The following is a 19,889-nucleotide window of genomic DNA, read 5'->3' as shown; positions in this document are numbered from 1 at the left end:
ATCGCGACTCATCGCAACATCGTTGCGCACCGAGCTTGTTCGTGGGGCCCAACTGGGGCGAGACGGTTCACGTCCGGCCTCTCGTCGCAACCGGGAATCGGATCGTGAGCGGGGCCGAGAGTGGTTGGCGCCCGGTCGGCCGGCTCGCTGCCGGTCGTCGACACTGATCCACCGCCCTTCACGGAGGAACGATGCCCCGTACCCGAATCACGCGCCGCGACCGCCTTGCCCTCGTGCGTGCGTGGCTCGCCGGACTCGCCTGCGGAGCCGCCAGGGCCCTCGTTTCGTGGCTGTTGGATCACACGCGTCACTGAGGACACGGTAGGCATACGGCGAAGGGGGCCTACCGCTTGTGCGCGGTCGGCCCCCTTCGCACCCCGGGGGGACTCAGCGGGCGAAGGCGTAGTTCATCAGCTTCTTCGCGTCGGACTCGCGGGCCGAGATCGACGACGAGGCGAGCACGGTGCCGATCACCGTCTTCCCGTTGCGGGTCGCGGCGAAGACCAGGCAGTACTTGGCCTCGGGGCCGGAGCCGGTCTTCACGCCGATGGTGCCGCTGTAGCTGTTGAGCAGACCGTTGGTGTTGGTCCACGCCGCCATCGTGCGGGTGCCACCGGTCTTCGTGATCGTCTTCGCCGTGTACTTCTTCGTCTTCACGATCGCGCGGAAGTTGGCGCTCTTCATCGCGCTGCTGGCGATCTTCGTCAGGTCGCGCGGGGTGGAGTAGTTCGAGCCGTTGCCGATCCCGTCGAACGAGTCGAACTTGGTGTTCGTCAGACCGAGGTCCTTGGCCTGCTTGTTCATCTTGCCGATGAACGACTTCACGCGGGCGGCACGCGTCGAGCCGGAGCCGAACTTGTCGGCGAGGGCGTACGCGGCGTCGCAGCCGGACGGCAGCATCAGCCCGTACAGCAGCTGGCGGACGGTGACCTTGTCGCCGACGATCAGCCGGGCCGACGAGGCGTTCTTGGAGACGATGTAGTCGCTGTACGCCTTCTGGATGGTGACCTTGGCGTCCAGGTTGAGGTTCGGCTGCGACAGCACGACCTTCGCGGTCATGATCTTCGTCGTCGAGCCGGTGGAACGGCGGGTGTCCGCGGCCTTGGTGTAGAGCGTCTTGGCCGTGCCGTTGTTCATCACGTAGCCGCCCTTGGCGACGACCGTGGGGGTCGCGAGGGCCTGCGCGGGCGCCGCTGTGAGGGCCCCGGTCGCGAGCACGGCTCCGGTGGTGACGACCACTGCGGCAGCTCTGCGAATTCGTGCGCCCTTTATGACGGTTATCAAGTCGATTACCCCGATTAGGTTGAAGGCACCGAAGGTGCCAAATGCCCCAGGACGGCGGCCACTTGGGAGTGGCGCCTTCTTGTGTGACATGTGAGTAGCACAAAAGGATGTGCGGTTCCTGAACTGGGGTGCCCTTTTTTACCGGCCGCTTGCCCTGCCACTCGTCCGGCCCGCCACATGGCCCCTCGCTCAGCCCCCATTTGGCCCCTCGCCCGACTTCCCGCTCGTCCGAATCCTGGACGGCCCGCGACCATGTGTACGTGTTGTATCTATGATGTCGCCATGTCTTTGGCAGTGAAGCAACCCCCCGCCGCCGAACGCGTCTACGCGCACGTCAAGCAGGCTGTGCTGGAGCGTCGTTACGAGGGCGGGACCCTGCTCACCGAGGGCGAACTGGCCGACGCGGTAGGGGTCTCACGCACTCCGGTGCGCGAGGCGCTGCTCAAGCTGGAGGTCGAGGGACTGATCCGGCTCTACCCGAAGAAGGGCGCCCTGGTGCTGCCCGTCTCCGCTCAGGAGATCGCGGACGTGGTGGAGACCCGGCAGCTCGTCGAGGAGCACGCTATCCGCAAGGCGGTCCCGGCCTCCCCCGCGCTGATCGAGCGCCTGACCGAACTCCTGGCGAAGCAGAAGGAGCAGGCCGCCGCCGGCGATCTGTCCGGAGCCGCCGTCACCGACCGCTGCTTCCACGCCGAGATCGTCCGCAGCGGGGGCAACGAGATCCTCTCCCGCCTCTACGACCAGCTGCGCGACCGCCAGTTGAGGATGGGCGTCGCCGTGATGCACGCCCACCCCGACCGGATCACCAAGACGCTCACCGAGCACCAGGAGATCCTCGACGCGCTGCGCTCCGGCGACGCGGAGGCGGCCGTCGCCCTGGTCCACCGCCACGTCAGCTGGTTCTCCAACCTGGCGCGGGGGGACGTCCGATGAGCTCGTCCTCCTCCTCGGCGCTCACCCTCCCCGGTGATCCGCCCGGCGGCCGTCGCGCGGTCACCGTCTGGTCGGTCGGCGTCTCCGTCTACTTCGTCGCGGTCATCTTCCGTACGTCGCTGGGGGTGGCCGGCCTCGACGCCGCCGACCGCTTCCACGTCAACGCCTCCGCGCTCTCGACCTTCTCGATCCTGCAGCTCCTCGTCTACGCGGGCATGCAGATACCCGTCGGCCTGATGGTCGACCGGCTCGGCACCAAGAAGGTGCTGACCCTCGGCGTCGTCCTGTTCACGATCGGGCAGCTGGGTTTCGCGCTCTCGCCCTCGTACGGGATGGCGCTGGCCTCGCGCGCGCTGCTCGGGTGCGGTGACGCGATGACGTTCATCAGCGTGCTGCGTCTCGGCTCGCGCTGGTTCCCGGCCCGGCGCGGGCCGATGGTCGCGCAGCTCGCCGGCCTGGTGGGCATGGCGGGCAACCTCGTCTCGACGCTCGTCATCGCCCGGCTGCTGCACGGCGTCGGCTGGACGGCCGCCTTCGCGGGCAGCTCGGTCGCCGGCGTGGTCGTCCTCGTCCTGATGCTGCTGTTCCTGAAAGACCACCCCGAGGGGCACGAGCCGGAGCCGTTCCCGCACCACGGAGCCGCGTACGTACGCCGTCAGATCGCGGCGTCCTGGCGGGAGCCCGGCACCCGGCTCGGGCTGTGGGTGCACTTCACCACGCAGTTCCCGGCGATGGTGTTCCTGCTGCTGTGGGGGCTGCCGTTCCTCGTCGAGGCGCAGGGACTGTCCCGGGCGGCGGCCGGCGAACTCCTCACGCTGGTCGTGCTCTCCAACATGTTCGTCGGCCTCGTGTACGGGCAGATCGTCGCCCGGCACCATGCGGCGCGGCTGCCGCTGGCGCTCGGTACGGTGCTGTCGACGGCCGTCGTGTGGGGCGCGACGCTCGGCTATCCCGCCGACCATGCGCCGATGTGGCTGCTGATCGTGCTGTGCGTGGTTCTCGGTGCGTGCGGGCCGGCGTCGATGCTCGGGTTCGATTTCGCGCGGCCCGCGAATCCGCCTGAGCGTCAGGGGACGGCCTCCGGGATCACCAACATGGGCGGTTTCGTCGCTTCCATGACGACGTTGTTCGCGGTCGGGGTGCTGCTGGATGCGACCGGGGGCGACTACTCGGTTGCCTTCTCCGTGGTGTTCGTTCTGCAGGCGCTCGGGGTGAGTCAGATATTGCGGTTGCGGAAGCAGGCGGCTCGGCGGGAGCGGGAGAGGCTCGTGGCGAGCCGGGTTGAGACGGTGCACGTTCCGGCGTAGGCCGGTCTGGTCTGGTCTGGTCTTGTCTGGCCAGGCTCGGCGGGGGCGGGGCGGGGTGGGTTTTTTCGCCCCCGCCGCCCCTTCCCGTCCCGAACCTGGGGCTCCGCCCCAGACCCCGCTCCTCAAACGCCGGAGGGGCTGGGAATGACAAGGGTCACGGTGTGACCGCGAAGTTCCTCAGGATTGCCGCTGTCAGTTCCGGGTCGCCCTCTGTCTTGAGGCGGTCTGCCACCGCTTCCGGGGTTACTCGGCCGCAGGCCAGGCGGAAGTAGGTTTCCCAGTCGAGGGTGAGGGTGGCGGCCGGGCCGAGGGAGGGGGCGCCGTCTATTGAACCGACGCCCTCCGCGTCGACGCGGACCGTGCGCAGGAATTCGAGGGGGCCGTGTACGTCGAAGACGACCGCCGAGTTCGGCGGGGCGCCGGCGTCCTTGGCGACGACCTTCGGGAGCCTGCTGAGCAGCACGTCGCGGGCGACGTACGCGCCGGGGGAGTCGAGGTTGCCCGGCCGGCCGAGGGTGGTGCGCAGGTCCTGCTCGTGCACCCAGAGGTCGAACGACCGGTTGCGCATGGACTCTTCGAGCGTGACCTCGGTGCTGAGCGGGCCGCGGACGAGGGCGTCCGGCTGCCGTGACTCGTTCCGCAGCTGGCGGTTGCGGCGGATGATCGTGTACTCCAGCTCGGAGGTCATCTCCGGGGCGGTGTGGTGACGGCGTACGTCGACCTGCATCTCCATGTACCGCTGGTGTTCGTTCGTCACGTGGTACAGGTCGCGGGGGAGCGTGTGGATCGGCCGGGGGTCGCCCAGCATCTCGCAGTCGAGGCCGATGACATGCGAGACGAGGTCGCGCACCGACCAGCCTGGGCAGGGAGTCCGCCGGTTCCATTCCCCCTCCACCAGCGGCGACACCAGTTCGGATATCGCGTCGATGGAGTGGGTCCAGGCGTCGGCGTAGGACTGAAGGCTGGGATGCAGACTCACGGAACGGGACCCCTCGGGCGGTTGGACGCGGGCAGTGCACAGTCAGCGGGTGTCTTGGGACGCTAAGTTACGCTGCTGTGAGGCACCCCGGCAGTGCTTTCGTGTGACGATCGTAGGCCCGTATCAAAGGCTCGAATGCCAGGACGGTGGTAGTGTGCGCGCCTCCCTGCTCCAGATCGCTGTGGACGAGGGCGAATCGATCGGCTCCCGCAGGGAGCGTGTCGCCTCGCTGGTACGGGAACAGGCGGGTGCCGACCTGGTCGTGCTGCCCGAACTGTGGACGACGGGGGCCTTCGCCTTCGAGTCGTTCAGTGCCGAGGCGGAGCCGCTCCAAGGGCCCACGTACGAGGTGATGGCCAAGGCCGCGAGCGACGCGGGTGTGTGGTTGCACGCGGGTTCGATTCCCGAGCGGGATCCTGAGGGGCCGCTCTACAACACCTCCCTCGTCTTCTCCCCCGCCGGTGAACTGGCCGCCGCCTATCGGAAGATCCATCGGTTCGGCTTCGACAAGGGTGAGGCCGTGTTGATGGGGGCGGGGGCGGAGCTGGTCACCGTTCGGTTGCCCGAGACCGTGCTCGGTCTCGCCACTTGTTACGACCTTCGTTTTCCCGAGTTGTTCCGTGGGCTGGTGGATGCGGGGGCCGAGGCCTTGGTGATTCCGGCGGGCTGGCCGGAGCGCCGCCGGGCGCACTGGACGCTGTTGGCTCAGGCGCGGGCGGTCGAGAACCAGGCGTTCGTGCTTGCGTGTGGGACGGCTGGGGCGCATGCGGGGGTTCCGCAGGCCGGGCACTCGATCGTGGTTGATCCTTGGGGTGAGGTGCTTGCGGAGGCGGGTGCGGGTGAGGAGGTGCTCTCCGTGGAGTTCGATCCCGCGAAGGTCGGGGTGACTCGGGGGCAGTTTCCTGTGCTGAGGGATCGGGTGCTGGGGGTTGAGCGTTCTCGGGGGTGAGGTGGCTGGCGGGGGTTGGCGACGGGGCCTTTTTCGCCCCCGCCGCCCCTACCCGTCCCGTCCCTGGGGGCTGCCGCCCCCAGACCCCCGCATCGGCCTGAACGGCCTCGTCCTCAAACGCCGGACGGGCTGAGATGTGCCTGGACCGGGCCATAGAAGTTCAGCCCAGTCCAGGCAATCTTTAGCCCCTCCGGCGTTTGAGGAGCGGGGGTTCGGGGGCTGGCCCCCGAAAAGGGACGGGAATGGGTAGGGGCGGCGGGGGCGAAGGAATCGCTTCAGTCCGAGTCCCGTTCCCTCTCCGCCAGGTGGATCACGCATACCGCCACCGCGATCAGGAGGGCGGGATCCGCGTCGTCGCGTACGACCTCGACGCCGTAGGTTTCCCGGACCCGCAGCCAGCGGCGGGAGATGTGGGCGAGGAGTTCGTCGTCGTACTCGACGACGAACTCCCGGTCGAGGATCTTGCCGCTGACGTCGAGCTCGGTCCCGTCGGCGAGGGCCACGCGGTAGTGGTTGCGGAGGAGGGACAGCCGCTTGCGGCGGATGGTCGCCAGCGGCTCACCGCCCCGCTCGATGACCATCGTGTCCCGCAGGGCGAGCATCTTCTTGTGGATGTCGATCAGCACCTGCCCCTGCGCGTCCTTCAGCTCGAAGGTGTCCCGCAGCCGCATCGCCTTGCCGTCGACGAGGAAGGCCTTCCGGCCGTGCTCGTCCTCGATCCAGTAGTCGTCACCGATGCCCAGGAGCCGGTCGCGTACGAGGAATTTCATGCTCTTAGCGGTTCCCCCGCAGCAGGTCCGAAACGCCGCCGGTAGGCCGACGGGCTGAGCCCGGTCTCGCGTCGCAGCCGCGCCCGCAGGTTGGCGGCGGTGCCGAGACCGCTGCGTGCCGCGACGACGTCCAGTCGTTCCTCGCCGCGTTCGATGAGCCGGCAGGCCAGTGCCACCCGTTCGCCGGTCAGCCACGCCAGTGGGGTCGTGCCCAGCTGGGCACGGAAGCGGCGGTGGAGCGTGGCGGGCGACACGGCCGCGTGTGTCGCGAGGTCCGCGACCGTCAGCGGTTCGCCGATCCGGGCCTGCGCCCAGGCCAGCAGCGGCGCCAGCGACTCGTCCCGTACGTCGGGCAGGGGGCGTTCGACGAACTGCCGCTGCCCGCCGTCGCGATGGGCGGCGAAGACGAGCCGCCGGGACACGGCGTTCGCGATCTCGGCGCCGTGGTCGCGGCGAATGACGTACAGGCCGAGGTCGAGAGCGGCCGCGCTGCCTGCGGCTGTCAGCACGTCCCCCTCGTCGACGAAGAGCACGTCCGGCTCCAGGAGGACCTTCGGGTGGAGCTCCCGGAAGAGGTCGGCCCAGCGCCAGTGGGTGGTGGCCCGGCGCCCGTCCAGGATTCCGGCCTCGGCGAGCGCGAAGCTCCCGGTGCACAGGCTCACGACTCGGGCCCCGCGGGCGTGGGTACGCCGGACGGCGTCGAGTACGGCCTCACCGCGCGGCACGACGTTGTCCGGGCGGCCGGGGACGACGAGGGTGTCCGCGTCGTCCACCGCGTCGAGCCCGGGCACCCCGCTCAGCGTGAAGAAGCCGTGGTTCATCCGGACCCCGGGGGTGGGGGTGCACAGCGTCAGCTCGTACAGCGGCTCAGGGAGGCCCAGTTCGGGCCTCGGCAGCCCGAACAGCTCGGTCGCGACGCCCACTTCGAAGGGGTTGGTGCCCTCGTCGACGATCACGGCGACGCGATGCGGCCGACGCCCCGGAGCAGAGGGTGGAGCAGTCGGAGCCGGGTGCTGCGAGGATCCTTGCGGCATGTGCGATTTCTAGCACTCGTACGCCCGGGCCGTCCCGCCGCACGATGAACCCATGGCCCAGACCCGAGTGCCCCAGCCCCAAGCCGCCCAGAACAACGAACCCGTCTCCCTCGCCGCCGCGCTCGCCTCCTTCGACGATCTGTGGAGCCCGCGCATCGTCACCGCCGTCAACGACTACGACGTACGCCTCGCGAAGGTCGAGGGCGAGCACGTCTGGCACACCCACGACCACACCGACGAGTTCTTCCTGGTCGTGGAGGGCGAACTGCGCATCGCCCTGCGCGAGACCGGCGGTGAGCGCACGGTGGTCCTGCCCAAGGGGTCGCTCTTCACGGTCCCGCGCGGCACCGAGCACAAGCCGAGTTCACCCTCCGGCGCGGCGATCATCGTCATCGAGCCCACCGGCACGCTGTCGGTCGGGGACCGCCACGAGGAGGTCCCCGACCATGTGGACGCCACCACCGGGCACGTGCTGAACAGCTGATTCGTACCGCGAACCACGTACGTGCTACCTACGTACTACGTACGGCGGTCAGACGCCGTAACCGTCGCTGTAGCCGCTGCGGTTGTGGTGCTGGTCCTCGTCGACCGGGGCGGTCGGCCGCACCACGACCCGGCGCCGCTTGGCGATGCTGCTGAACGTCGCCACACCGATCAGCCCGACGATCATGAAGATGATGCCGACCAGGTCGAGGTTGACCCCCTGCATGTCCCAGTCGGTCGCGAACGTGAGGATCGCTCCTGTGGCGATCAGAATGATGCACCCGCCCAGGCCCATGGGTGTCGCCTCCTGTTTGAAACACAGTTCGTTCCGGGCCCGGAGACCGTACGGTTCCCGGGTCCGGGGCGAGTACCCGGACCCGGTCCCTCCATGCAGGGGAGATCTCCGCGGGCGGATGAGGCGGGACGGACCAGGGAGATCGGACAGGGAGACGCGTCAGGGGAGCTGGACGAAGACCGGTTCGCTGTACGCGGCCTGCCAGTTGGCGCTTCCCTCGAAGTACGCCCGGTAGTGGCCCTGTCCGGCGGGCGCGGTGAACGTGCCCTGGAACAGGGAGCCTTCTTCCGGGTCACCGAAGCCGGGTACGACCGTCGTCACCGTCGTCCAGTCGGTGGCGCCGTCGGCCGAGTACTGGATCCGCACCTTGTTGTCGGCCTCCGAGGGCGTGCTCTCGCCGGTGTAGAGGCGTCCCTGGGCGGTGAGCCGGGAGTTCGTGCCGGCGGTCACGGAGAAGGAACCGATGGAGGTGGCGCGGGCGACCTCGACCCTCAGGGGCTCCTCCGCGCTCGCGTTGAGGTACGTGCCCGGGAGGACGTTGACCTGCACGGTGCCGGAGCGCGGCATCAGCAGCTCCCCCGAGAACCGGCCCTCGGTGTCGGTGACGGGGCGCACCGCGGCGGCTCCCGATTCGGTGCTCCACAGCGCGCGGACCGTGGCCCCGGCAAGCGGCCGCCAGTCGTCGTCGATCCACACCTCGGCGCGGCCCGAGACCGTCACGGGCTCGCCCTCGACGGTGCTCAGCTCGTCGGTGTCGAGCAGTACCCGGGTGTCCGACCTGACCGGCGACACGTAGACCGTCGCGCCGTCCTGCGACCCCGGTGCGGCCAGTTGGAGCCACGGGGAGACGCTGCCCCCGCCGTCGTACGTGTGCGTGTACGCGGTGGAGAACCGGCCGTCGGCGTCCGTGCTCGCCGAGACGGTCTCGCCCGTGTTCGAGGTCGCGATCTCGACGGCGCCGTCCGCGGCGGGAGTCGTCTCCCCGGTACGCGGGTCCGTGATCGTGTACCGGCCGGAGACGGACACCTGCTGGTGGCTGTGGTCGGGGTGCTCCGGCGTGACCTCGAAGTCGTGCAGGTCGGCCGTGCGCCAATAGTCGAATCCGGCGGCGCTCTGTGTCGTGGAGGTGTCCCCGTCGGCGTCGGTCAGGTCGACGACGATGCGGTAGGTGCCCAGCTCGGCGAGACGCAGCGGGGTGGTCGCCGTCCAGCGGCCGTCCGACTCGCTGCCCGAGCCGAGGGCGAACTCGCCGACGGTGGCGACCTCTTCGGAGCTTCCCTCGGCATACAGACGGGCGGTGATCGAGGTGATGGCGGTGTCCGAGCGTGCGGTCACCGAGACCAGGCCGGTGGACTGTTCACCGGTGCCGCCCGCTACCACCAGCTCGGGTGCGGTCGTCGCGGCGGAAGCCGTCGGAACCGGCCCCAGCAGCAGTCCGGCCGCGACCGACGCGCAGGCGAGCAGCATGGAACGCCGTCTCATATCAAGTCCCCCCGTGGGCAAGATGTTCGACCAAGGTGTTTCACCGGGTGATTGACCACGGTGATTGATCAAGACGGCATCGTATGCCGGAGGGGTCTGTCATGAACAGGTTCAAAACTGGGCGCGTCTGAGGCAGCCCTATCCCTCCAGGAACCCCACCAGCGAGTTCGCCAGCAGGAACGGGTCGGTGGCGCCGCAGAGTTCGCGGGCGCTGTGCATCGAGAGGATGGCCACGCCGATGTCGACCGTCTTGATGCCGTGGCGGGCCGCGGTGATGGGGCCGATGGTGGTGCCGCAGGGCATGGAGTTGTTGGAGACGAAGGTCTGGAAGGGCACGTCGGCCTTCTCACAGGCGGCGGCCCAGACGGCGCGGCCCGAACCGTCCGTCGCGTAGCGGTTGTTGACGTTCACCTTGAGGATCGGGCCGCCGCCCGCGCGCGGGTGGTGCGTCGGGTCGTGCCGCTCGGCGTAGTTCGGGTGCACGGCGTGACCGGTGTCGGAGGAGAGGCAGACCGTGCCGGCGAAGGCGCGGGCCCTGTCCTCGTACGAGCCGCCGCGCGCGAACACCGAACGCTCCAGCACGCTGCCCAGCAGCGGCCCGTCCGCTCCCGTGTCCGACTGCGAGCCGTTCTCCTCGTGGTCGAACGCCGCGAGGACCGGGATGTAGGAGAGGGTCTCGTCGGCCGTCGCCACGCCCGCCAGCGCCGCCGTACCGGCGTGCACGGACAGCAGGTTGTCCATGCGCGGGCCCGCGAGCAGTTCCTTGTTGCGGCCCAGGTAGGCGGGCGGTTCGATGGAGTGCACCATCAGGTCCCAGCCGGTGGTCTCGCCCTCGGCCAGCCCCGACTCCTCCTCCAGGAAGCGGATCAGGTCGCCGTCGCGCACGTCGTTGCCCAGACCCCAGATGGGCTGCAGATGCCGCTGCTTGTCGAGCTTGAGGCCGTCCGAGGTGACGGACCGGTCCAGGTGGATGGCGAGTTGGGGCACGCGCAGCAGCGGCCGGTCGATGTTCACCAGGCGCGTCGAGCCGTCCCGGAGCGACAGCCGTCCGGCGAGGCCCAGGTCCCGGTCGAGCCAGGAGTTGAGGAGCGGGCCGCCGTAGACCTCGACCGCGACCTGGCGCCAGCCGTGCGCACCGCTGTCCGGGCGCGGTTTCACCCGCAGGTTGGGGGAGTCGGTGTGCGCCCCGACGATGCGGAAGGGGGTGTGCGGCTCGGCTCCCTCCGGCACGTACCAGGCGACGATCGCGCCCCCGCGCAGCACGTACTTTCCACCGCTCGTCCCGTCCCACGCGTCGGTCTCCGCGACCTGCCGGAAGCCCGCCTTCTCCAGCCGCTCGGCGGCGTTCGCCACGGCGTGGTACGGGGACGGGCTCGCCGCCAGGAAGGACATGAGGTCGTCGGTGTGTCCGCGGTCGAAGCGGGGCGGTGTGCGCATGGGTTCACCTTAACGACGTGAGAAGGCCCGTTCCCTGGGATGGGAACGGGCCCTCGTGAGGGGTCTGTACAGACGCCGGGACGGGTCGGGACGGGTGGGGATGATCCGCCCCGAAGACGGCGGATCGTCGTCCCGCGGGTGCCTGCCGGGTGCCGGTCACGCGCCTTCAAAGGGGCAGGCGCGTGACCAAGGAGAGCGGGCCGTCTAGAAGGCCGCCTCGTCCAGCTCCATCAGGTCCAGCTCCACGCCCTCGGCGAGCTTGCGCGCACCGGTGACGCCGGGCAGGACGTTCGCCGCGAAGAACTTCGCCGCGGCGATCTTGCCGGTGTAGAACGGCCGGTCCTTCGCCGAGGCCGTCTCCAGCTTCTCGGCGGCGACGGCGGCACCCTTCAGGAGCAGGTAGCCGACGACGACGTCACCGGAGGCCATCAGCAGGCGGGTGCTGTTCAGCCCGACCTTGTAGATGTTCTTGACGTCCTGCTCGGTCGCCGCGAGGTCGGTGAGCATCAGGCCGACGATGGCCTCCAGCTCGACGGCCGCCTTGGCGAGGTGCTCGCGGGCGCCGGACAGCTCCTCGCCGCCGGTGCCGAGCGCCAGGAACTTCTTGATGTCCTCGGCGAGGGAGTTGAGGGCCGCGCCCTGGTTGCGGACGATCTTCCGGAAGAAGAAGTCCTGGCCCTGGATCGCGGTCGTGCCCTCGTACAGGGTGTCGATCTTGGCGTCACGGATGTACTGCTCGATCGGGTACTCCTGGAGGAACCCGGAGCCGCCGAACGTCTGGAGCGACTGGGCGAGCTGCTCGTAGCCCTTCTCGGAGCCGTAGCCCTTCACGATCGGCAGGAGCAGGTCGTTGAGGGCCTCAAGGGCGGACGCGTCCTCGCCCTCGGCCTCCTTGACCTGGATCTCGTCCTGGAGCGCGGCGGTGTGCAGCACCAGGGCGCGCATGCCCTCCGCGTACGCCTTCTGCGTCATCAGCGCGCGGCGCACGTCCGGGTGGTGCGTGATGGTGACCTTGGGCGCGGTCTTGTCCATGAACTGCGCGAGGTCGGGGCCCTGGACGCGCTCCTTGGCGTACTCAAGGGCGTTCAGGTAGCCCGTCGACAGCGTCGAGATGGCCTTCGTGCCGACCATCATGCGGGCGAACTCGATGATGCGGAACATCTGGCGGATGCCGTCGTGCTTGTCGCCGATGAGCCAGCCCTTGGCGGGGTGGCGGTCGCCGAACGTCATCTCGCAGGTGTTGGAGGCCTTGAGGCCCATCTTGTGCTCGACGTTCGTCGCGTAGGCGCCGTTGCGCTCGCCCAGCTCGCCGGTCTCGAAGTCGAACTCGTACTTCGGGACGAGGAAGAGGGACAGGCCCTTGGTGCCGGGGCCGGCACCCTCGGGACGCGCGAGCACGTAGTGAAGGATGTTCTCCGACATGTCGTGCTCGCCGGACGTGATGAAGCGCTTGACGCCCTCGATGTGCCAGGAGCCGTCCTCCTGCTCGACCGCCTTCGTGCGCCCCGCGCCCACGTCCGAGCCGGCGTCCGGCTCGGTGAGCACCATGGTGGAGCCCCACTGCTTGTCCACGGCGATCTTCGCGATGTGCTTCTGGACCTCGTTGCCCTCTTCGAAGAGGATGCCCGCGAACGCGGGGCCCGAGCAGTACATCCAGACCGCCGGGTTCGCGCCGAGGATCAGCTCCGCGTACGCCCAGATCAGGGAGCGGGGGGCGGTGGTGCCGCCGATCTCCTCGGGGAGGCCGAGCCGCCAGTACTCGGAGTCCATGAAGGCCTGGTAGGACTTCTTGAAGGACGCCGGGACGGGCGCCGTGTTGGTCTCCGGGTCGAAGACCGGGGGGTTGCGGTCGGCGTCCGCGAAGGACTCCGCCAGCTCGTTCTCCGAGAGGCGGGTCAGCTCTTCGAGGATGCTCTTGGCGGTCTCGGTGTCCATCTCCGCGAACGGGCCGGTGCCGTACAGCTTGTCGCGCCCGAGCACCTCGAAGAGGTTGAACTCGATGTCGCGGAGATTCGACTTGTAGTGCCCCATGGCGACGGCTCCGTAAAGATCGGGGAGGTGGGTGAGTCCTCGGTGACGAGGCCTCGTACCTGGTTCGAGTCTGGTGCGCATCTGGTTCACGTACCAACTAGTAGCTACGATGATGCTACCCGTCGGTAATAAGAATCAACCCCTGATTGCCCAAGTGTGAGCAGGGTCTACATTTCGGGGTCCACCTTCGGGTGGGAGTGCACGACTCCGCCACCTGTTCGAGGAAATCCGCCGGGGACGACCGGGCGGGCCGCCCCGCCAGTACTCTTGCCCCCATGTACGGCTACGACCAGAACGTGGGACCGGGGCAGCAGCAGTACGCGCAGTCCCAGCCGCCGCCGCAGCAGCAGATGCCCGGTGGTGTCGGCGGGGTCGGCGGATACGGCCAGCAGCCGCCGCTCTACCCCGAGCCGTCGCCGCCGTCGCTCGCCGACGCGGTGCGCGCGTTCACCACGGGGTCGCTGACCCCCGAGGACTTCCAGCAGGTCTTCGCCACCTCCAAGGTCTACTGCCCGCGCGGTGACAACCCCGGGTTCCTTGCGCTGCACAACACCCAGCAGCCCGTGATCCCGATGTTCACCTCGCTCAAGGAGCTGCGCCGGTACGCCGGCAAGGAGTCCAAGTACTTCGTGGTCATCGGCGCCGAGGTGATCGACCTGCTCCCCACCGGCTACGGATTCGTCCTCGACATGGAGGGCGAGCACCGCATCGTCTTCGACGCGAAGGCGGTCGAGCAGATGGTGGACTTCGCCATGCGCCGGATGTACGGCTGACCGCGGCTGCTCCACAGGCGCCCGACAGACACCGCCATACGCAGACTGCAAGCGCGTACTGCCCGGTAGGAACGGCCCGCACGGCCGGTTCGCATGGCCGGCCCGTACAACCGGCCCGTACAACCGGCCCGCACGAACCGCTCCACACGAACCGATCCACACCAGAACGCCCGGAGGGAATGCCCTCCGGGCGTTCTGCGTTCCAGGTGGCAGAAAGTTCGACATTCAACTAAACTTCGAGCACAAGGAGGTACCGACATGCCTGCAGTGACCGTCGAGAACCCGCTGACCCTGCCCCGTGTGGCCGCGTCGACCGAGGCCGTGGCACGTCCTGTGCTCGCCGTGAGTACCGCGCCGAGCGGATTCGAGGGTGAGGGCTTCCCGGTCCGCCGTGCGTTCGCCGGGATCAACTACCGCCATCTCGACCCGTTCATCATGATGGACCAGATGGGTGAGGTGGAGTACGCGCCGGGCGAGCCCAAGGGCACCCCCTGGCACCCCCACCGCGGCTTCGAGACCGTGACCTACATCATCGACGGCGTCTTCGACCACCAGGACTCGAACGGTGGCGGCGGCACCATCACCAACGGCGACACCCAGTGGATGACCGCGGGCTCGGGCCTCCTGCACATCGAGGCCCCGCCGGAGGCGCTCGTCGTGTCGGGCGGTCTCTTCCACGGGCTCCAGCTGTGGGTGAACCTGCCGGCCAAGGACAAGATGATGGCGCCGCGCTACCAGGACATCCGCGGCGGCTCGGTCCAGCTGCTCAGCACGCCCGACGGCGGCGCGCTCCTGCGCGTCATCGCCGGTGAGCTGGACGGCCACCAGGGTCCCGGCATCACGCACACGCCGATCACCATGATCCACGCGACGGTGACACCCGGCGCCGAGCTCACGCTCCCGTGGCGCGAGGACTTCAACGCCCTCGCGTACGTGATGGCGGGTCGCGGCAGTGTCGGTGCGGACCGTCGCCCGGTCCACACCGGGCAGACCACCGTCTTCGGCGCGGGTTCCTCGCTGACCGTCCGCGCGGACGAGAAGCAGGACGCCAACACCCCGGACCTGGAGGTCGTCATCCTCGGCGGCCAGCCGATCCGGGAGCCGATGGCCCACTACGGCCCCTTCGTGATGAACACCCGCGAGGAGCTCCAGCAGGCCTTCGACGACTTCCAGAAGGGCCGGCTGGGAACCATTCCCGCCGTGCACGGGATGACGGAGGGCGGGCTGTAGTCGCCCGTTCCACGCCCGTTCGATGCCCGGTCCGCGGTCGGCCCGCAGGGTCCGGTAGAGCATGGGACAGGCCCGAAGCCGCAGGTTCGTCCTGCGGCTTCGGGCCTGTTCTGTTGTGTGCGGTCAGCCTCGGGCCCGTAGCCGTACCCGCGCCGGACCCGTCGCCTGGAGGGTGATTCCCGCTGCCAGCGGGACCTCCGTGTCCACGGCCTCCAGTTCGTACGAGCGCAGCAGGGCAGCCACGGCCAGCACGGACTCCAGCATCGAGAAGTACTGGCCGATGCAGGCGCGCGGGCCGCCGCCGAAGGGGAACCAGGCGTAGCGGTGGCGGGCGGCCTCCCGCTCGGGGGTGAAGCGGTCGGGGTCGAAGCGCTCCGGGTCGTCCCACAGGTCCGGGTGGCGGTGGGTGACCCAGGGCAGGACCAGGACGTCCGCGCCCGCCGGGATCAGGTGCCCGTCGATCTCCGCGGCCTCGACGGACCGGCGGCCGACCACCGGAGCGGCCGGATACAGCCGCATGGACTCCTTCAGCACCCTTGTCAGGTACGGGAGTTCGTCGAGGTCGGCGGCCGAGGGCGCCCGCCCCGACGGCAGCCGGTCGGCCTCCTCGTGTGCCCGCTTCTGGACCTCCGGGTGACGGGCCAGGAGATGGAGGGCGAAGGCCATGGACGTCGCGGTCGTCTCGTGGCCCGCGACCAGGAAGACCAGCACCTGGTCGCGGAGTTCGGCGGCGTCGAGGCTGCCGTCCTCCTCGCTGCTCGCCCGGGAGAGAAGGGAGAGCAGGTCGTCGCCCTCGGCGGAGGCGGTTGCGGTGGAAGCGGATCCGGCTGAGGCGGCTCCGGCCGTCGCATCTGCCGCCCTGCGTTCCGCGATGATCCGGTCGCAGACCGCGTACACCGCCCGGGACGCGGCCTCGGCCCGGCGGTTGGACGGGAGGGGCCAGGAGCGCGGCGGGTTGACGGGGGAGAAGCCGCGCCGCATGACGTACTCGCTGACCACGGGGAAGTTGTCGTGGATGACGTCGACCGCGGCTTCGACGTCCGCGCCGAACAGGATGCGCGAGACCGTGCGCAGCGCGAGCCGGTCCATCTCGCGGACCACGTCGACGACGCCTTCGGCCGCGTCCCGCCAGCGCTCGACCGTGCCGTCGGCCTCCAGCGTCACGGCCGCGGCATAGGTGTCCACCTGCCGTTTCGTGAACAGCGGCTGGATCAGACGGCGTTGGCGCCGGTAGTCGGCGTCCTGCGCGGTGAGCAGGCCGTTGCCGGCGGACTGCCTCAGCTCCTCGTAGAACTGGTTGTCCTTGCGGAAGTTGGCCGCCTGCGAGGCCAGGATCTGCTGCACGCCCTCCGCGGAGAAGACGCAGTGCAGCACCGAACGGACTCCAGGTGGGCCCGCCGAGAGACGCACCACGTCGCCGTGGTCCCGCCGGGCGCGGAGGAAGAGCTCCAGCGAATCGCGCCGGAGGTCGAGTGCCGAGCCGAGCAGGGGGAGGCCTTTGGGCCCTGGTATCTCAGTGATGGCGGCCATGGTTCGCATCATCGCGCACCGGTCCCGCGCCCGGTCCCCCTTTCAGCCCTCCCGGAGCGCCGCCCCGACTGACGCATGGTCAGGTGGAGGCGTGCAGCCCCTGCTTCCGGAGTCCGCCCGGCTCCTGCCCGAACCCGTGCGCCGCGTGGCCGCCTGGTGCGTCGTCGCTCTGCTGGTGACCGGGGTCGTGGTGGTCGGGGTGCGGCTGTGCGTCGAGTTCAAGACCGCGGTGGTGCCGGTGCTGCTCGCGCTGCTCGGGACGGCGCTGCTCCGGCCGCTGTACGGGCGGCTGGTGCGGGCGAAGGTGAACCGGTCGATCGCGGCCGGCGTGACCTGCGCCGCCGTGCTCGCCGTCGTCGGCGGGGCCACGTACATCGTGGTGGCCGCGCTGATCGACACCGGTGACGAGATCACCGCCTCGCTCAAGCAGGCCGCCGAGTCGCTGTCCGAGCACTTCGGGGCGGCCGGGACCTCGCTCGACGACCTCGCCTCCAACGCCAAGGAACTGCTCGGCAAGTTCGGCGGGACGGCGGCGTCCGGGGTGATCAGCGGGATCAGCGTCGTGGGCCAGGCCATCGCCATGGCCGTCCTCGCGCTGCTGCTCGTCTTCTTCTTCCTGCGGGACTCGCACCGGGCGGCCGGCACCCTGCGCTCGCTGGTGCCGCAGGGCTCGGGCGACATGACCGAGGCGATGGCGCGGCGGGCGTACCGGGCCGTCGAGGGCTTCATGCGCGGGACGACGTTCATCGCGCTCATCGACGCGATCTGCATCACCGTGGGCCTGCTCGTGCTGCGGGTGCCGGGGGCCGTCGGGCTCGGCGCGCTCGTGTTCGTCGGCGCGTACATCCCCTACCTGGGCGCTTTTCTGTCCGGCGCGGTGGCGATCCTGGTGGCCCTGGCGGACCGCGGTTTCGTGATCGCGCTGTGGGCGCTGGGCGTCGTCCTGGCCGTGCAGGTCCTCGAAGGGCATGTGCTCCAGCCGATGATCCAGAGCCGGACCGTGCAGATGCACCCCGCCGTCGTCATGCTGGCGATCACCGCGGGCGCGTCGGTGGCGGGCATCCTCGGCATGCTGCTGGCGGTGCCCCTGACGGCGGCGGCGTTCGGGGTGATCGCGGAACTGCGGGGGCGTTACGCGTCCTTGGAGAGCTCGGAGACGTCGGTGACCCCGGAGAAGCCGGGCACCCCGGGCTCGGCCTCGCCGCCAGGCCCCTCCTCGTAGAGCTCGAACCAGATGCTCTTGCCCTGGCCCCGCGGGTCCACGCCCCACGCGTCCGCGAGCAGCTCCATCAGCATCAAGCCCCGCCCGGAGGAGGCCAGTTCGCCGGGATGCCGCTTGTGGGGCAGGTCGTCGCTCCCGTCCGACACCTGGATCCGTATCCGACGGGTCCCGGCCGCGCCCGTCATCTCGGCGACGAGCAGCGCGTCCGCGTCGGTGTGGACGAGGACGTTCGTGATCATCTCGGAGACCAGCAGGACCGCCGAGTCGACCTGGTCGGCGGAGGCCCAGTCGTGCAGGAACTCCCGCAGCTGCTGCCGTGCCCCCGCGACCCGCTCGTGCTCGGCCTGCGCGACGGTCACCATGGTCCGGCGTGCGGAGGGCCGCTCGGTGAGGGTGCCGCCGAGGCCGCCGTGCTCCCCCGCCCTGCTCAGCAGCAGCACCGCTATGTCGTCCTCGCGGCGGTCCACCAGCGGCCCGGTCGTGTGGTGCGAGGAGGGCCCGTGCACGGCCTGGACCAGTGCGTCGGCGAGCTCCTCCATGTCGCCGTCGTGGCTCTCCAGGATCTTGCGGATCCGCCGCCAGCCGGTGTCCAGGTCGTGCCCGCCGGTCTCGATGAGCCCGTCCGTGCAGATCAGCATGGTCTCGCCGGGCTCCAGGACGAGCCGCGTCGTCGGATAGTCGGCGTCCGGGTCGATGCCGAGCGGCAGCCCGCCCGCGGTCGGCCGGGTCAGCACGGTCCCGTCGGCCATGCGTATCGCCGGGTCCGGATGACCGGCCCTGGCTATCTCCAGGACCCCGCTCTCCGGATCGACCTCCACGTACAGGCAGGTCGCGAAGCGCAGGTCCGCGATCTCCTCGTCGTACGTGATCCCGTACAGGAAGCGTGAGGCGCGCGAGAGGACCGCGTCCGGGCGGTGCCCTTCGGAGGCGTACGCCCGCAGCGCGATCCGGAGCTGGCCCATCAGCCCGGCGGCGCGTACGTCATGTCCCTGGACGTCGCCGATGACCAGGGCGAAGCGGCCACCCTCGGGGCTGTTGCGGGAGGTGCCGCCGGGCAGCGGGATCATGTCGTACCAGTCGCCGCCCACCTGGAGCCCGCCGCCGGTGGGCACATACCGGGCCGCGACGCTCATGCCCGGGATCTGCGGCCCCAGGGTGGGCAGCATCGAGCGCTGGAGGCCGTCCGTGAGCTCCCGCTCGGACTCGGCGACCCCGGCCCGCGAGAGGGCCTGCGCCAGCATCCGCGCCACCGTCGTCAGCACGGAACGCTCGTCGGGCGTGAACGTGACGGGGTACGTGAAGGCCGCCATCCACGCGCCCATCGTGCGGCCCGCGAAGGTGAGCGGCAGGAACGCCCAGGACTGGCGGTCGAAGTGCTGGGCGAGCGGCCAGGAGGCCGGATAGCGGTCGCGGTAGTGGTCGGGCGAGGAGAGATAGACGGCACGGCCGGTGCGGACGACCTCCGCGGCCGGATAGTCCGTGTCCAGCGGCATCTGGGTGAACGGCTCCTCGTCCCCGGGGTTGTGCCCGTGGTGGCCGATGACCGTCAGCCGGTCGCCCTGCGCGCCGAAGACCGCGAGCCCGTCCGGCGAGAAACCAGGCATCGACAGGCCCGCCGCGACCCGCAGCACCTCCGCCGTGGACCGCGCCTCGGCCAGCGCCCGCCCCGCGTCCAGCAGAAACGCCTCGCGCGAGCGTCTCCAGTCACCCGTGACCGGCGTACGCGCGGCGGAGCCCGGCTGCGGCTCGGTGACCTCCTGCATGGTGCCGATCAGCTGGTACGACCCGGTGCCCGGGTCGATCGACGGCTTGGAGCGGCTGCGTACGGTCCGGATCACATGGCCCTGCTCGTCCATGACCCTCAGCCGCAGCTCGGCGAGCGTGCCCTCGACGACGGCGAGCTGGACGACCCCGTTGACCTCGTTCCAGTCGACGGGGTGGAAACGGGCGCGTACACCTGCCTCCGTGAGCACGGTCGGCTCCGCGGGCAGGCCGAGGAGCCGGGCGGCCTCGGCGTCGAGGGTGACCTTCCCGGCGGCGTCGTCCCACCTCCACAGGCCGGTGGCGAGGGTGGCGAGGACGTCCCCCACTGAGGGAAGGGGATCACCGATGCGCATTGCCCCACTGTATGAAGAGGTGAACGAAAGCTG

Annotated in this window: 17 protein-coding genes; 7 read left to right on the top strand and 10 right to left on the bottom strand. The window is 69.9% G+C overall.

The window, feature by feature from the left end; genetic code table 11:
• Positions 1-387: 387 nt before the first annotated feature.
• Positions 388-1,284, bottom strand: a complete 897-nt coding sequence (locus ACN20J_RS24700) for a D-alanyl-D-alanine carboxypeptidase family protein (RefSeq protein WP_189841464.1) — start codon at positions 1,282-1,284, stop codon at positions 388-390.
• A 282-nt stretch (positions 1,285-1,566) separates the two neighbouring features.
• Between ACN20J_RS24700 and ACN20J_RS24695 the strand changes: the two genes are divergently transcribed.
• Both ACN20J_RS24695 and ACN20J_RS24690 read left to right on the top strand, forming a co-directional pair.
• Complete coding sequence (locus tag ACN20J_RS24695) at positions 1,567-2,217, top strand: GntR family transcriptional regulator (RefSeq protein WP_189841463.1); 651 nt, start codon at positions 1,567-1,569, stop codon at positions 2,215-2,217.
• Positions 2,214-3,524, top strand: coding sequence for an MFS transporter (locus ACN20J_RS24690; RefSeq protein WP_419666836.1), 1,311 nt, complete (start codon positions 2,214-2,216; stop codon positions 3,522-3,524). Before ACN20J_RS24695 ends, ACN20J_RS24690 begins: the two co-directional genes overlap by 4 nt.
• Before the next feature lie 154 nt (positions 3,525-3,678).
• Here ACN20J_RS24690 and ACN20J_RS24685 read toward each other — a convergent pair whose 3' ends face one another.
• Positions 3,679-4,503 carry a maleylpyruvate isomerase family mycothiol-dependent enzyme gene (locus ACN20J_RS24685; RefSeq protein WP_189841461.1) on the bottom strand — a complete coding sequence of 275 codons (825 nt, stop codon included), beginning with the start codon at positions 4,501-4,503 and terminating at the stop codon, positions 3,679-3,681.
• A gap of 154 nt (positions 4,504-4,657) precedes the next feature.
• Here ACN20J_RS24685 and ACN20J_RS24680 point away from each other — a divergent pair, with 154 nt between their 5' ends.
• Positions 4,658-5,452, top strand: a complete 795-nt coding sequence (locus tag ACN20J_RS24680; protein ID WP_361911828.1) for a carbon-nitrogen family hydrolase — start codon at positions 4,658-4,660, stop codon at positions 5,450-5,452.
• Between the two features lie 275 nt (positions 5,453-5,727).
• Here ACN20J_RS24680 and ACN20J_RS24675 read toward each other — a convergent pair whose 3' ends face one another.
• Positions 5,728-6,222, bottom strand: coding sequence for an LURP-one-related/scramblase family protein (locus ACN20J_RS24675; RefSeq protein ID WP_361888535.1), 495 nt, complete (start codon positions 6,220-6,222; stop codon positions 5,728-5,730).
• Entirely contained in the window at positions 6,219-7,256 is a 1,038-nt protein-coding gene (locus ACN20J_RS24670) for a GlxA family transcriptional regulator (RefSeq protein WP_419666835.1), read from the bottom strand. Before ACN20J_RS24670 ends, ACN20J_RS24675 begins: the two co-directional genes overlap by 4 nt.
• A 52-nt stretch (positions 7,257-7,308) precedes the next feature.
• On the opposite strand from ACN20J_RS24670, the gene ACN20J_RS24665 reads away from it, so the two are divergent.
• On the top strand, positions 7,309-7,740 hold the full coding sequence (locus ACN20J_RS24665; RefSeq protein WP_419666834.1) for a cupin domain-containing protein: 432 nt from the start codon (positions 7,309-7,311) through the stop codon (positions 7,738-7,740).
• A 48-nt stretch (positions 7,741-7,788) separates the two neighbouring features.
• Here the strand turns inward: ACN20J_RS24665 and ACN20J_RS24660 are convergent, their stop codons facing one another.
• The 4 genes from ACN20J_RS24660 to ACN20J_RS24645 form a co-directional block, all read right to left on the bottom strand.
• The gene (locus ACN20J_RS24660) at positions 7,789-8,034 is read right to left on the bottom strand and encodes a DUF6458 family protein (protein WP_189841457.1); all 246 of its coding nucleotides are present in this window, start codon (positions 8,032-8,034) and stop codon (positions 7,789-7,791) included.
• A gap of 159 nt (positions 8,035-8,193) precedes the next feature.
• Positions 8,194-9,516 (bottom strand): hypothetical protein, encoded by a 1,323-nt coding sequence (locus ACN20J_RS24655; RefSeq protein WP_419666833.1) that lies wholly within the window; start codon positions 9,514-9,516, stop codon positions 8,194-8,196.
• 138 nt (positions 9,517-9,654) lie between these two features.
• Positions 9,655-10,953 carry a M18 family aminopeptidase gene (locus ACN20J_RS24650; protein ID WP_419666832.1) on the bottom strand — a complete coding sequence of 433 codons (1,299 nt, stop codon included), beginning with the start codon at positions 10,951-10,953 and terminating at the stop codon, positions 9,655-9,657.
• 204 nt (positions 10,954-11,157) lie between these two features.
• The gene (locus tag ACN20J_RS24645; protein WP_419666831.1) at positions 11,158-12,984 is read right to left on the bottom strand and encodes an acyl-CoA dehydrogenase; all 1,827 of its coding nucleotides are present in this window, start codon (positions 12,982-12,984) and stop codon (positions 11,158-11,160) included.
• A gap of 275 nt (positions 12,985-13,259) precedes the next feature.
• Here ACN20J_RS24645 and ACN20J_RS24640 point away from each other — a divergent pair, with 275 nt between their 5' ends.
• Together ACN20J_RS24640 and ACN20J_RS24635 are read left to right on the top strand one after the other, a co-directional pair.
• Entirely contained in the window at positions 13,260-13,757 is a 498-nt protein-coding gene (locus ACN20J_RS24640; RefSeq protein WP_055615632.1) for an SseB family protein, read from the top strand.
• 258 nt (positions 13,758-14,015) lie between these two features.
• Positions 14,016-14,987: a pirin family protein gene (locus ACN20J_RS24635; RefSeq protein ID WP_361888557.1), complete on the top strand. Its 972-nt coding sequence runs from the start codon at positions 14,016-14,018 to the stop codon at positions 14,985-14,987.
• Between the two features lie 123 nt (positions 14,988-15,110).
• On the opposite strand, the gene ACN20J_RS24630 is transcribed toward ACN20J_RS24635, so the two are convergent.
• The gene (locus tag ACN20J_RS24630) at positions 15,111-16,517 is read right to left on the bottom strand and encodes a cytochrome P450 (protein ID WP_419666830.1); all 1,407 of its coding nucleotides are present in this window, start codon (positions 16,515-16,517) and stop codon (positions 15,111-15,113) included.
• Between the two features lie 91 nt (positions 16,518-16,608).
• Here ACN20J_RS24630 and ACN20J_RS24625 point away from each other — a divergent pair, with 91 nt between their 5' ends.
• On the top strand, positions 16,609-17,739 hold the full coding sequence (locus tag ACN20J_RS24625; RefSeq protein ID WP_419666829.1) for an AI-2E family transporter: 1,131 nt from the start codon (positions 16,609-16,611) through the stop codon (positions 17,737-17,739).
• Here ACN20J_RS24625 and ACN20J_RS24620 read toward each other — a convergent pair.
• Positions 17,649-19,856 (bottom strand): SpoIIE family protein phosphatase, encoded by a 2,208-nt coding sequence (locus tag ACN20J_RS24620; RefSeq protein ID WP_419666828.1) that lies wholly within the window; start codon positions 19,854-19,856, stop codon positions 17,649-17,651. The genes ACN20J_RS24625 and ACN20J_RS24620 overlap by 91 nt on opposite strands.
• Positions 19,857-19,889 lie beyond the last annotated feature (33 nt).

Source organism: Streptomyces sp. 2-1, from assembly GCF_048564895.1.
GTDB classification, from domain to species: Bacteria; Actinomycetota; Actinomycetes; order Streptomycetales; family Streptomycetaceae; genus Streptomyces; species Streptomyces phaeochromogenes.
This window is presented reverse-complemented; position numbering and strand designations above follow the sequence as displayed.

Coding starts and splice junctions, on each gene's coding strand:
- ACN20J_RS24695 (WP_189841463.1), top strand. CDS start 1,567: ATGTCTTTGGCAGTGAAGCAACCCCCCGCCGCCGAACGCGTCTACGCG.
- ACN20J_RS24690 (WP_419666836.1), top strand. CDS start 2,214: ATGAGCTCGTCCTCCTCCTCGGCGCTCACCCTCCCCGGTGATCCGCCC.
- ACN20J_RS24675 (WP_361888535.1), bottom strand. CDS start 6,222: ATGAAATTCCTCGTACGCGACCGGCTCCTGGGCATCGGTGACGACTAC.
- ACN20J_RS24670 (WP_419666835.1), bottom strand. CDS start 7,256: ATGCCGCAAGGATCCTCGCAGCACCCGGCTCCGACTGCTCCACCCTCT.
- ACN20J_RS24665 (WP_419666834.1), top strand. CDS start 7,309: ATGGCCCAGACCCGAGTGCCCCAGCCCCAAGCCGCCCAGAACAACGAA.
- ACN20J_RS24660 (WP_189841457.1), bottom strand. CDS start 8,034: ATGGGCCTGGGCGGGTGCATCATTCTGATCGCCACAGGAGCGATCCTC.
- ACN20J_RS24655 (WP_419666833.1), bottom strand. CDS start 9,516: ATGAGACGGCGTTCCATGCTGCTCGCCTGCGCGTCGGTCGCGGCCGGA.
- ACN20J_RS24650 (WP_419666832.1), bottom strand. CDS start 10,953: ATGCGCACACCGCCCCGCTTCGACCGCGGACACACCGACGACCTCATG.
- ACN20J_RS24645 (WP_419666831.1), bottom strand. CDS start 12,984: ATGGGGCACTACAAGTCGAATCTCCGCGACATCGAGTTCAACCTCTTC.
- ACN20J_RS24640 (WP_055615632.1), top strand. CDS start 13,260: ATGTACGGCTACGACCAGAACGTGGGACCGGGGCAGCAGCAGTACGCG.
- ACN20J_RS24635 (WP_361888557.1), top strand. CDS start 14,016: ATGCCTGCAGTGACCGTCGAGAACCCGCTGACCCTGCCCCGTGTGGCC.
- ACN20J_RS24630 (WP_419666830.1), bottom strand. CDS start 16,517: ATGGCCGCCATCACTGAGATACCAGGGCCCAAAGGCCTCCCCCTGCTC.
- ACN20J_RS24620 (WP_419666828.1), bottom strand. CDS start 19,856: ATGCGCATCGGTGATCCCCTTCCCTCAGTGGGGGACGTCCTCGCCACC.